At 50.8% G+C, this 12,032-nt stretch carries 11 protein-coding genes; 3 read left to right on the top strand and 8 right to left on the bottom strand.

What is annotated here, in order from left to right; genetic code table 11:
* Window positions 1–106: 106 nt before the first annotated feature.
* Window positions 107–2,665 (bottom strand): GH36-type glycosyl hydrolase domain-containing protein, encoded by a 2,559-nt coding sequence (locus K331_RS0107675; RefSeq protein WP_028589826.1) that lies wholly within the window; start codon window positions 2,663–2,665, stop codon window positions 107–109.
* 536 nt (window positions 2,666–3,201) lie between these two features.
* Between K331_RS0107675 and K331_RS0107670 the strand changes: the two genes are divergently transcribed.
* Entirely contained in the window at window positions 3,202–4,422 is a 1,221-nt protein-coding gene (locus K331_RS0107670) for a nitric oxide synthase oxygenase (RefSeq protein WP_028589825.1), read from the top strand.
* Between the two features lie 259 nt (window positions 4,423–4,681).
* Here K331_RS0107670 and K331_RS0107665 read toward each other — a convergent pair whose 3' ends face one another.
* Complete coding sequence (locus K331_RS0107665; protein WP_028589824.1) at window positions 4,682–5,401, bottom strand: 3-ketoacyl-ACP reductase; 720 nt, start codon at window positions 5,399–5,401, stop codon at window positions 4,682–4,684.
* Window positions 5,402–5,528: 127 nt separating this feature from the next.
* Window positions 5,529–5,837 carry an antibiotic biosynthesis monooxygenase gene (locus tag K331_RS0107660; RefSeq protein ID WP_028589823.1) on the bottom strand — a complete coding sequence of 103 codons (309 nt, stop codon included), beginning with the start codon at window positions 5,835–5,837 and terminating at the stop codon, window positions 5,529–5,531.
* Window positions 5,838–6,084: 247 nt separating this feature from the next.
* On the opposite strand from K331_RS0107660, the gene K331_RS0107655 reads away from it, so the two are divergent.
* Window positions 6,085–6,453, top strand: coding sequence for a VOC family protein (locus K331_RS0107655; RefSeq protein ID WP_028589822.1), 369 nt, complete (start codon window positions 6,085–6,087; stop codon window positions 6,451–6,453).
* 203 nt (window positions 6,454–6,656) lie between these two features.
* Here K331_RS0107655 and K331_RS0107650 read toward each other — a convergent pair whose 3' ends face one another.
* From K331_RS0107650 to K331_RS0107630, 5 genes are all read right to left on the bottom strand, one after another.
* Entirely contained in the window at window positions 6,657–7,529 is an 873-nt protein-coding gene (locus K331_RS0107650; RefSeq protein WP_028589821.1) for a DUF4097 family beta strand repeat-containing protein, read from the bottom strand.
* Window positions 7,526–8,128, bottom strand: a complete 603-nt coding sequence (locus tag K331_RS0107645; RefSeq protein WP_028589820.1) for a DUF1700 domain-containing protein — start codon at window positions 8,126–8,128, stop codon at window positions 7,526–7,528. The genes K331_RS0107650 and K331_RS0107645 overlap by 4 nt, the downstream gene beginning before the upstream one ends.
* Entirely contained in the window at window positions 8,115–8,450 is a 336-nt protein-coding gene (locus tag K331_RS0107640; RefSeq protein ID WP_018884038.1) for a PadR family transcriptional regulator, read from the bottom strand. The genes K331_RS0107645 and K331_RS0107640 overlap by 14 nt, the downstream gene beginning before the upstream one ends.
* Before the next feature lie 287 nt (window positions 8,451–8,737).
* The gene (gene nrdG / locus K331_RS0107635; RefSeq protein ID WP_028589819.1) at window positions 8,738–9,271 is read right to left on the bottom strand and encodes an anaerobic ribonucleoside-triphosphate reductase activating protein; all 534 of its coding nucleotides are present in this window, start codon (window positions 9,269–9,271) and stop codon (window positions 8,738–8,740) included.
* On the bottom strand, window positions 9,268–11,211 hold the full coding sequence (locus K331_RS0107630) for an anaerobic ribonucleoside triphosphate reductase (RefSeq protein ID WP_028589818.1): 1,944 nt from the start codon (window positions 11,209–11,211) through the stop codon (window positions 9,268–9,270). The genes nrdG and K331_RS0107630 overlap by 4 nt, the downstream gene beginning before the upstream one ends.
* A gap of 295 nt (window positions 11,212–11,506) precedes the next feature.
* On the opposite strand from K331_RS0107630, the gene K331_RS0107625 reads away from it, so the two are divergent.
* On the top strand, window positions 11,507–11,941 hold the full coding sequence (locus K331_RS0107625) for an Rrf2 family transcriptional regulator (protein ID WP_025680537.1): 435 nt from the start codon (window positions 11,507–11,509) through the stop codon (window positions 11,939–11,941).
* Window positions 11,942–12,032: the final 91 nt, after the last annotated feature.

Genomic DNA, 12,032 nt, shown 5'->3' with positions numbered 1-12,032 from the left:
TTAATAAGGAAAGCCAGGGGGCTCCCGAGTAGGGGGCCTCTGGCTTTTTGATAATGGATAGCTACAGAGTCGCTTGGAACGAATAATTAAGACTATAACCCGGTTCTCAGATGACAGGGAGCTTCACCTGCACCTGATACAGTGCCCCTGAGTTCAATTCCTTCAACACACCGTCAGGGATCAATATGCCTTCAACATACACTTCTGTAGCAGACACTCCGGCTGCTCGTGTGATCTGGATGTCGAGCAGGGCACCTCGGAAGCTGCGTTTGATTGCAGCCTGCTGCCATGCTGAAGGGAGCTGAGGCTGGATACGTAGCCCTTGGGCAGTACCCTGAACGCCGAATAGTCCATCTACGAGACAGCGATATACCCACGGTGCCGTTCCTGTATTGAAGAGATGACTGGAGCGGCCAGCTGTCTTCGGAAATTGGCGATAGGCTCCGCGATAATAATTCGGAATGAAGACGGGAAGCTGACCGCGCTGGAGGATGTCCTCACGATCAGGTCCAGGCAGCATCTTCCGCAGGAGCCGGTAGGCGTGCTCCTGCTCACCAACCTCATAAAGACCATAGATATAGAAGGCGGCAGCATGATTGTACACAGCTCCGTTCTCCGCACTGCCTGGATGCTTCTGGGTTACGCGTCCCACATCCTCACGCATAGCTGTGAAAGAGGGAGCGAGCTTTTCCACCCCATAGGGTGACTCCAACTGTTCCTCCACAGCACGGATCAGCTTCTGTTGCTGAGAAGCATCCGCAGCGCCACTTAGCAATGCCCAGCCCTGTGGATTAATGAAGATACGCCCTTCCTTATCGGTGTGGACTCCGAACACGACATTATCGTCCGTAATGCCGCGCGCGTACCAATCGCCATCCCACAGATACTGGTTAACGATCGCATTCGTCTCCTTCGCGGCCAGACGGTGCTGTGCTGCATGTTCCGCATGCCCACCTGCCTCGCAGATGTCAGCCCATACATTGAAGGCATATGCAGTAGCAATGGTGAGCCAGCCGGATACGCCCTTGCCCTTATAGCCGACCATATTCATTGGGTCGCACCAGTCACCCTGCCGGATGTAATTCAAGCCGCGTTCGTCCCGGTCCTGTGCCAGCCATTGCATGGCTCGGTTCATATGCTCGAATACAGTTGCAGGTTCACTGCTGTCGGCAAAGGGCAGGATTTCGGCCAGCAGTGCATAATCGTTCGTCTCATCTAGATACGTACTGAGGCAGATGGGCAGCCATACACAATGGTCCGTATGAGGGACCTGATTAATATATTTCAGCTCCGCATCCGGGTGCAGGATAATCCCGTCTGGCATCGCGCCGCTGGACTCTTGCTGAGCGAGAGCCGTCATGAATGCATTTCTAGCTACCTCAGGCATGATATAGCTCATCCCCATATGATCCTGAAGGTAATTCCGCGTCTGCGGGTCGGTCGTCAGGCGGTTGGTTGCCCCGTGATAGTACATCTGGCGCGGCAGCCAATGATTAACGAAGTTGTCCAGATCGACGTCGGGTGTATGAATCTCCAGCGGTCCCTTGCCTGCGCTGATATATGCGGCATATTCCTGTGCAGCAGCGGTGAAGCCGTCCTGAGCTGGCGTGCTCAACAAGTTCTCGCTTGCTGTATGCCTCATCGTCTCTGTATGCTCTCTATCCCCTGTATTCTCTACATCAGAATAGGTATCCTTGCTCTCGAATGTACGCTCTAATGATCCCGAGGTAGCCGTGTAGGTATGCGCATAATCCTTCAGATCAGTATGCTTAGCAGGATCAGTAGGCTCAGTAGGCGAGAAATACCTGCGGCGTATATCTGCGATCTCGCTCTCATGCTGTGCCGGACCGAACACCAGTCGAAATTCCTGCTCCTCGCCTGCCTTCAGGTCGAGCTTGTATTGCAGCACGGCTGCAGGGGTCTCGTAGCGGGCTTCGCCGCCAGCGAGAGTATCCGCATGCAGGGCAGAGGGATGCATAATGCCGCCTTCTCCCTCAATTTCCTCCTGATTGGCTTCCCAGGCTGTAGGCTCGCGCTCGGCCAGCAGGAACGTTTTATCCTTCAAATGCTTAATCTTATCGTAATCCTTGTATTTCTGGTAAGGGGTGATGGAGGAGGCCACAATCGCCTGCAGGTCAGGCCGATACTCGCCAGACTGATTCATCCACGACATATAGCCGATTGTAAAATAGGGATACAGGCTCACCTTGCGGTGTGCCCTGGACACATTCCTCACCGTGATCTTCCATAGCTCATGCGGATCATTTTTGGGCAAGGTTAGCGTCATGCCGATCTCAAGCCCGTTATGGAGCACTTGCCAGTGTATATCATGCTTTCCTACCGAGAATGAATACTGCTCAAGCTCAGCGCGGACGGGCTCGTATGGAGCAGAGAAGACAGTTCCATCTTCCTCGTCCTTCACATACACGAATCGACCGGGGTGGTGTGCATAATAAGGCTGCTCCGGCTGCATGAAGGTCTTGGCCTCCAGATTCGGCGCATGCGAATACTTCGCAGGCTCTGGCTGCATGAATTGAGCCACGATATATCCGCGGCAGTTGACATGCACCATCATGCTCTCGTTCCACAGAAAGCCCGAAGCTCTCGGCAGCAGGGTTGGGCTAAGCAGTTCGTAGCGTTCATCGTTATGGGTGGCTTGAATCATACGTTATCCCTCATTTCATTGGAAATGTGCTTGCACGGAATGGAGTAATGAGAAAATTTGTCAGCGCTTACTCTACACCTTACCACAGGTTCGCCCGGAATGCAGTGTAGGAGTAGAGCATGGGACACTAAGTGTATAGAATCCATGGAGTACGGACTGAATAGAGCGCGGAATGAGTAGAGGATGTGATGGAAGGTGCATCGAATGGATGGTGCATGGAATGGCTTGGAATGAACAGAGCGCGGAAGATGGAATAGATCCAATTGAATGACTAGATAAAATGGAACGGATCGTCAGATTGCTTGTTGTTGGAAAAGGTGTGGAGATGCAGTGAACAAATAGGCAATGCCCTGATGGGTTGTTGTATAAGAGCGTATAATATGAACACAAGCACATTCAATATTCTGGAATCTACTCAAAAATGCCGTACAGTAGCGTCATGCCGTACAGAAGGTAGCAAGTAGTCATAGTATAGCGTGAAGTATGGGAGACAAGTACATGAACGGTGCGGTTATACCGCAGGATGGAGGAGCAGGATGTCGCAGATAGAGCATTCCGAGCTTATACAAGAAGCAGAGCAATTCATACATACGGCTTATCAGGAACTGGGGCGTAGCCCGGAGGAGGCTGAGCAACGTCTACAGGTGATTCGGCAGAATATTCATGACCGCGGCACCTACGAGCATAGCTATGAGGAGTTGGAGCATGGTGCTCGTATGGCTTGGCGCAATAGCAACCGTTGCATTGGACGCTTGTTCTGGGACAAGCTCCGTGTGCGTGATGAGCGCCATTTGACTGATAGCAACGCCATTGCAGGGTCCCTGCTGGAGCATATTGAGCTTGCTACGAATGGAGGCCGGATCATTCCGACCTTGACCGTATTTCGCAGCGCACAGCCTGCTCTGCCGACGATCCGCATCTGGAATCACCAGTTGATCCGGTATGCCGGGTACCATACGGAGCACGGGATTATCGGCGATCCGCTCTCTCTGGAGCTAACGGCCTGGTGCCAGCAGCAAGGCTGGCAAGGGAAGAAGACCGACTATGATATCCTACCGCTCGTAGTACAGATAGGCGATCAGGAGCCTACGCTTCATCCAATCCCGGATGGACTAGTGCAGGAGGTAGCTATTGAGCATCCCGATATTACAGCCATTAACGAGCTGAGGCTTCGTTGGTATGCCGTGCCGATTATCGCTGATATGAAGCTGGAGATCGGGGGGATTGAATACACCGCGGCTCCCTTTAATGGTTGGTACATGGGCACGGAGATTGGTGCTCGCAACTTCGCAGACACATTTCGTTATGACAAGCTACCTGCAGTGGCCCATGCTATGGGGCTGGATACGGGAAGTGATACGACGCTCTGGAAGGACCGTGCATTGGTGGAGCTGAATGCAGCGGTACTCTATTCGTACAAGCGAGATGGGGTAAGCATCGTAGATCACCATACAGCAGCAGCTCAATTCAAGCTGTTTGAGGAGCGTGAGCAGAGAGCCGGAAGAGAGCTGACAGGGAACTGGACCTGGCTGATACCGCCAATGTCTCCGGCAGCGACACACATCTTCCATTCCTCATATGATAACAAGCTGGTACGCCCGAATTTCTTCGCACAGGACAAGCTCTATCCAACTGGTGATGGGGATCAGGCTTCTGATTCGGATCAAGCTGAAGGGGGACTGAAAGGGGAGGTCTCTGATGTGGTGCGTCAGCCGCAGAGTAAGAGTACAGTTAGCGGTGGCTGTCCCTTCCATTGATGGGCTCGGGCCACGAGCTCAAGCACAGGGTTAGGTGTTAGTTGGGGGGAATCCCGCCAAGATACTCAGACACATTACCGAAGAATAATGGCTACTAACTTTTAGGATCAATTCATAACCGCTTTATAGGATCTGACGGTGAGATTCATGACAATGTAACAAGGCTGCTCCCTGAAGGGAAGCAGCCTTGTTTGTCTACAGCAATAACACTTATCCTGTTAGTCATTCGTGCTATTCTGCCTGCCAAGGCTACAAGGGCTTATTGCGGATTCGTTGTCCAGATGCCTGCAGTCTTGATGAATACACGCTTAGGTAGCTTAAGTACGGATACGATCAGTTCAGCGACATCCTCTGGCTGCATCATGCGATCCTCATCGCCAATCCCAAGTCCTGCATTTACGGCAAGCTCCGTATTTACGGTACTCGGCGTCAGAGCCGTCACGCGGATATTGGACTTACGGACTTCCTGCATTAATGCCTCGGTGAAGCCCATAACCGCGAACTTGGAGGCATTATAGGCAGAGCCTGTCGCAAAACCGCGCTCCCCAGCAGTAGAAGCTACATTGATGATGGCACCGCTGTTTTGAGCGATCATGCTCGGCAGGGCTGCTCTGGTAATGTAGTAGGTTCCCATGAGATTCACATGTACGATGCGCTCCCACTCTTCAGGGTCCATGTCTATGACTTTGCCGAAGGAAGCCGTTCCCGCATTATTAATCAGAATATCCACAGCACCGAGCTCTGTCTCCAGAGAGGCGATTGCCGCTTCTGCCTGTGTGCGGTCAGATACATCCGCTACGGCACATACGACCTTTACACCGTATTTGGAGGACAATGTCGCTTGAAGCTGCTCCAGATCGGCTACGGTACGGGCAATCAGTCCCAGACTAACGCCCTCCTTCGCCAAGGCGATAGCTGTGGCTTTGCCGATTCCTTTACCAGCCCCGGTAATGATAGCTGTCATGTTCTTAAGTTCCATTTTGTTCGTTCGCTCCTTTGTCATGTGCATTCCTTGGCTCTGGCCAAGTCTTATAGCTGAATGGATATGTTGTATGTACGTGAATGGATATCAGGTGTGCTGCGATTAAGCAGTAATATCAGTCTGATTAATCCTCTGCAGAGATATGAGCCAGCAGCTCATACTGATCGAGAGAAGCTCCCAGGATATCTTCGTTCTTCCCCCGTCCCTGATGGGCCTTGCGGAAGCTCTCGCTCTGGGTCCAACCACGGAAAGCCTCTTCATTGTCCCACAGCGTGGACACCTTGATCTCTTCCTGATCTTTGTTTACCCCATGCCATACTTCCATACGTACAAATCCGGGCATTTCCGAGACACCTTCGCCTTCAGTGAATCGTTCTGCCAGCTTCGCTCCGGTTCCCTGCTTGACTTTGATCGTATTCGTTACTACGAACATGGTAATCTCCTCCTGAGAAAGTAAGGTCCGCAGACACTGCGGTCAGGCTCTCTTTTATTATACTTGGATTAAGCAGGCAACACCAAATACAAGGAAGATCCATAAGGAGCAAACGTCTGCTCCACAAAGATGAAATGGTCTTAGAAGAAATTGAGAAAGTGGTAAAACGCTACTGACATACTGTTGGCAAGAGGGGGGATGTACAATCGAGATATTAAAAATGAAATACAAAGGAGGACATTTCAATATGTCAGCAATTGGACCCGACTTCATTTCACTTCAAGTGACTAATCTTGAAGGCTCTGCAGAATTCTATCAAAACTATCTCGGGCTTGTCCGCTCACCGGCGGGGCCACCTCATGCTGTGGTCTTTGATACAAAGCCTATTGCATTTGCTCTTCGTGACCTTATGCCTGGAGTAGAGCTCGGCTCGGGTACTCAGCCTGGACTTGGTGTCGCCTTGTGGCTTCATGCTCCTGATGCGCAGGAAATCCACGACAAGCTTGTTCAAGCAGGAGTAAAGATTACATCTGCGCCAATAGATGGACCATTCGGGCGAACCTTTACATTTGCCGACCCAGACGGTTACCTAGTTACCCTTCATAGTAAAGCCTAATACGCGAATATATCCACCTACACAAGCTAAATACTTACACACTCAGTCCACGGGTTATTAATAAATGGCGCTAGCAATTCCTTCAAGAAAAACCGTCAGGGTCACTTCACACCTGGCGGTTTTTTCAATCTAATACTTTAATTTTCAGTCCAGTCCTGCAGTTTCGTTGGACATCTGACACTCTGTTTGATCTGGTCAAGGTGTTAGTTAGTGATGACTACATCGCCGGAAGTTGCACGTACCTTAATGATATGCTTTGCCTGTGCGCTGGAAGGAGGAGTCACGATATCACCGGAGGTGGTGCGTACATCATAGATGGCCTGTGATCCAACTGGAGTCTCGATGCGGACATCTCCCAACTTCATGGATATATCCAATCCCCCAGCTTCTCGTTGACTGATCTCGACACCACCAGAGGTCGCCTGAACCTTCCCTTCACCACTTAGCCCGTCAACCTTAATATCACCGGAGGTCATCTGAAGCTCAAGGTTCGCAGTAGCATTGAGGATGCTGAGTTCTCCTGATGTCATTTTACTTGTGAAGTGATCTGCGGTCAGGTTGTTTAGATTCAAATCGCCAGAAGTTAGCTGGACGGAGGTCTGATCTGCATGAACATCCTGGAGATTATAGCTGCCTGACGTGCCGCGGACATCCAGATTGGACAGCACTGCACCTTGTGGCATATGAATCGTCAATGTGCTTTTATTATATTCATGGTTCCTGAAATTAAAGAAGGATATCCTTGTCTCCGGCTTCATGATGAGCTCAAGCTGTCCATTCTGAATGTGAGCTTGCTCAAGCTGATCAAGTACCTTCTGGTCGAAGTGTCCTTCTAATGTGATTGTCCCTTGTGTATCCTGACTGTCCGCGAATTGTACATATAGATCATCGCTTAGCAGTTCAACTTTCAAGGTCTGCAGCTCATCAGCGGCAAAGCTCCATTGCTGCTCATGAGCGATTCGCTCAGAATTGTTCGAGCCTAAGATGCTTTGGTTAGCATCAAAGCCGAGTGCAGCCATCCCGGCTATTCCGACCAGCATGCAGAGTATAGCCGTCATTATCCACTTGCGCTTCATGATGATTTTCCCTCCACATAATTCAGATTCTTGCGCCAATATTGCACGGTAAAGTAAGCCAGTCGCTGCATCCATCGTCTAACTGCCATGAAGAGCAGTATGCCTGCTCCTGCCATGAACAGGGATAAGAACAACTTGAACAAGTGGAATTCGCGATTCATGACCCACTCTGCGATCAGAGCCAGCGGTGCGACCAGACAGGATATAGCAATGGCAGCAAATGAGAGCCAGAGGCTCCAGATCACGGAGAATACGGGAAGTCCGATCATCAGATTCAATAGTACAAGTCCAATGATGATAAGGGCTGTCGCTACCGGGTGTCTCTTTTTTACAGGTGCAGATATCCAATCTTGCATTGTCGAAGCTTGTAGGGTCTCATCTTGTATTCCCTCAACCTGTGCAGCCGGAAATTCCTCTAGTGCTTCGATCGCAATATCAACGGGATGACCCAACTCCCTGGAGATATCCTCCTCGCTCTTCCCGCTGGCCATTCCGAATGTGAAGTGCTGCTCCATATCCTCCAGCAAATCCCTGCGAATGTGCGGTGGCAGTGGTCTAAGATGCGTCTCTAACTCTTTCATAAACTCATGCTTCTTCATGCCCGTGTCCTTCCTCCAAGAGATTGGTGACATTGTGTACAAAATGATTCCATTCCATATGCAGGACCTGCATATACTCCCTGCCCGTGGGGGTGAGGTGATAATATTTGCGTGGCGGCCCTTCGCTCGATTCCTGCAAGTAGGTTGTGCAGTAGCCCTCAGTTACTAGACGACGCAACAGAGGATACAGCGCCCCCTCCGCGACCTCTACATGCTTGGACACCGCCTGCACCAACTCGTAGCCGTAACGGTCTTGGCGGCTTATTAATACAAGAACGCACAGTTCCAATACGCCTTTTTTAAATTGAATATGCACGTTCAATGGCTGGAACCCTCCAAGTTCGTAATCAAAATGTGAATCAACAACGAATCATATCCAGAAGACATGATCCATGATCAATGAATCGTCATGAGCTATGCAACGTTCAGTACTGTGCATTGAACAGTAGCTGGATATAACTTATCACCCTCTACTGAATAATGCAAGGTACTGGTCATGAAAAATAACCAGCGTTCTTCGGAACAGCCAAGGAGCTGTTGAAGATTGCTGGTTAGTTAGGGATAGATTAGTCTGGAATCCTGTACTGGACATCTGAGCTCTATTGAGAGCTACCAGCGGGCAGAGCCTGAGGGGACCACCGCCTGATCAGACCAGAGCACGCAAGCCCCGGCCCGGATACTGGCTGGCACATCGACAAGGCGCTGATTGCGGCTACCCCGGAAGGGGAGAGACACATCCTTCTCGGCCTGAACGAAGCGTCCATCCACGATCACATCGCATAGCTCGGCCAGCGTCCGCCGCTCCTCATCCTCCAGCAGCTCTTCATACACGAATCCGGTATAAGCCCAGACGCTCCGACTCGGACAGCTTTGTCTGAACTTGCGTACGAATTCAGCACATTCTCCGGCGGAGAAGAAGGGATCTCCCCCGCAGAGGGTCAGCCCGTCCAACAGCGGATTGCCCGCAATCTCTCGAATGATCTCCTGCTGGCGGACTTCCGTGAACAGTTCTCCGCTGCGGAAGCTCCATGATTCCGGGTTAAAGCAGCCAGGACAAGCATGCCGACAACCGCTGATGAAGACTACCGCTCGCAGGCCTATACCTTCATTCAGTGATTCAGGGATGTATCCGAGCAGATTCACTGGTGCTTCACCCGATCACGAACTTCCGCCTGCTTGGCTCCATTGAAGCGTACAGTGTAGTCCCCAGTAAGGTAGCCGGTCACGCGGCGCAGACGCTGGAAGTGGGTCGTGCTCTCTTCGGCTTCACATTTCGGGCATTCCGAGCCAATAATCCCTTCATAACCGCAGCATGGGCAACGGTCGATCGGATGATTGATCGAGAAGTAGCCTACATTTTGTGACAGCGCGTATTGCACAATCGAACGGAAAGCAACAGGATTACTACGCACATTACCATCCAGCTCAATATAAGAGATAGCGCCCGCATTGCACCAGAGGTGGAAAGGAGCCTCCAGTTCGATCTTCCGTGCAGCTGGTAGCGGATAGTATACCGGAATATGGAAGGAGTTCGTGTAGTATTCACGATCCGTAACTCCTTCAATAACGCCGAACTCACGCGCATCCAGTTGTGTGAATTTGCCTGACAGTCCTTCGGCAGGTGTTGCGAATAGCGTAATATTCAATTCATGCTGCTCACTCATCCGATCGCAGAAGCTCCGCATGGCTGTGATGACGCGTTGAGCTTCACGATAGACTGTATCATTCTCTCCGTGATGCTGACCGTACATCGCCTTCATGCATTCAGCCACGCCGATGAATCCGAGAGCAAGGGTCCCGTGCTTCAGCAGATCGCCGACCTTATCCTCAGGAGATAGCTGCTCGCCACCCTCCCAGACTCCTTCTCTCATCATGAAGTCTGAAGCCTTCGCAGGCTGATTCGCTTGAATACGATAACGATGGATCAGACCCTCGACAGCGATCTCCATCATCTCTTTGAGCTTGTCATAGAAGCCTTTAATATCAGGCACGGTACGTTGTCCTTGGCAGGTTCCGAATTCGATGCCCAGACGTGGGAGGTTGATGGTGTTGAAGGACAGGTTGCCCTTGCCGCTCTGCCGATTGCGTCCGAAGCGGTCGCCGATTGTACGGGTTCTGCAGCCCATGGTAGCAATGATGGTATCAGGTTCATTTTCACGGTAGTATGGCAGGTTGAAGCTCGCATCCACATTCACGAAGTTCGGATACATCCGCTTGCTGGAGCATTCAACGGCGAGCTGGAATAGATCATAGTTCGGATCTTCAGGAGCCTGATTTACTCCTTGCTTACATTGGAAAATATGCTGTGGAAATACCGGTGTCTCTCCGCTACCTAGTCCACGAATCGTGGATTCGAGCAGGCTCTGAGCGACCAGTCTTCCTTCCATTGAGGTACACATTCCATAGTTCAGCGATGTAAAAGGAATCTGTCCACCCGCCCGGCTGCTCATCGTATTGAGGTTGTGGATCAGGGACTCGGCAGCTTGTCTTGTCTCACTAACGGTCTCTTCATGAGCGAATGCCCATGAGCGTGGGCACTCAGCTTGTACCTCTTCGCTGCTCATCGTAATTAGCTGTTCTTCCATTGTCGTAGACTCGCCGAACAAGCGCATTCCTTTCTGGAAATGTTTACGGAAGGAGCGGGCTACGTAAGGAGCCAGATCCCAGTCAATCTTGTTCGCGGATACCCCGCCGAATTGGCTGTTCTGCTGCGCCTGGAAGATGATGGCGACCAGCGCCATAGCAGACATGATCGTCTGCGGCGTACGGACGGAGCCGTTGCCTGTATTGAAGCCGGATTCCAGCAATCGATCGAAAGGAATAAAGATGCAGTTCGTCGTACCGAGCGCATATTGATCCATATCATGCACATACACATAGCCATCATCAATAGCCTTCAGCAATGCTGGGGGCAGCACCTGCTCTCTTGTGTACCATTTTGCATATTCCGAGCCCAATTTACTCATCTTACCGCTGAAGGAGTCTCCGTTCAGATTCGCGTTTTCCCGCAGCATTTCAAGATCTTGAGCTCCAATGACACGTTCGCCTATAGTATGAACAGATGTTCCTGAGGTTGTCTTCATAGTGGGTTACCCTCCGTCAATTCACAATATATTGTTATATGATTGTCCCATTGTATCTACATATGGTGTTTTTTGAATGTGACATTGATCACACCAAGTAGGTGCCCAATGCCGGAAAGCCCACAGTGTACGGGGAAGAGAAGCTTGAGATATTTTTTGAGGTTCGATATGATGAAATAGTTGATAACGTTTACATGAAATGATGCGAAATGTGTAGTTCCTTGAAGTTCCCTGGTGGTTCACGTACAATATATTAATTCGGTAAGTCCAAATGGGATCGAGGTGTCCTGGGGTTGTGAGCAAAGAGAAAAGAATGCGTCAAGCCACGCCTAAATGGCTTGGTGTAGCTGTGCAGGCGCTATTGTTCCTGGAGCGTGATGGGCAAATGTGCGCTAGTGGAGATATAGCTGCTTGTATCGGTAGTGAGGTGACATTAGTCCGCAGAGTGCTTGCACGGCTGGTACAGGCCGGACTCATTACGGCGAAGGAAGGGCGAGTAGGAGGGTATTGTCTTACCCGGTCCTGCAAGGAGATTACACTGGCTGATGTATATCGGGCTGTGGAGATCTATGAGCCTATATGTCCAGGGATGATACCACCGTCGCCCAATACCTATTGTGCAGGTGTGACATCTGCGCTTACGAATATCATACAGGAATCGGAGCAGCAGATGTTGAAGTCATGGGAGCAGCATACACTGGCCTCACTCGCTGTCTATTGTGAGAATTAGCAGAACTTGAGCGGATCCCTTGTACATCTGAAGAGATTTGCTGGCATGTGTAGATCTGAGGGTGGACAGGCCCAATGGTGTCAGATGAAGT

It is taken from the genome of Paenibacillus massiliensis subsp. panacisoli DSM 21345 (assembly GCF_000426545.1).
GTDB lineage: Bacteria > Bacillota > Bacilli > Paenibacillales > Paenibacillaceae > Paenibacillus > Paenibacillus panacisoli.
This window is presented reverse-complemented; position numbering and strand designations above follow the sequence as displayed.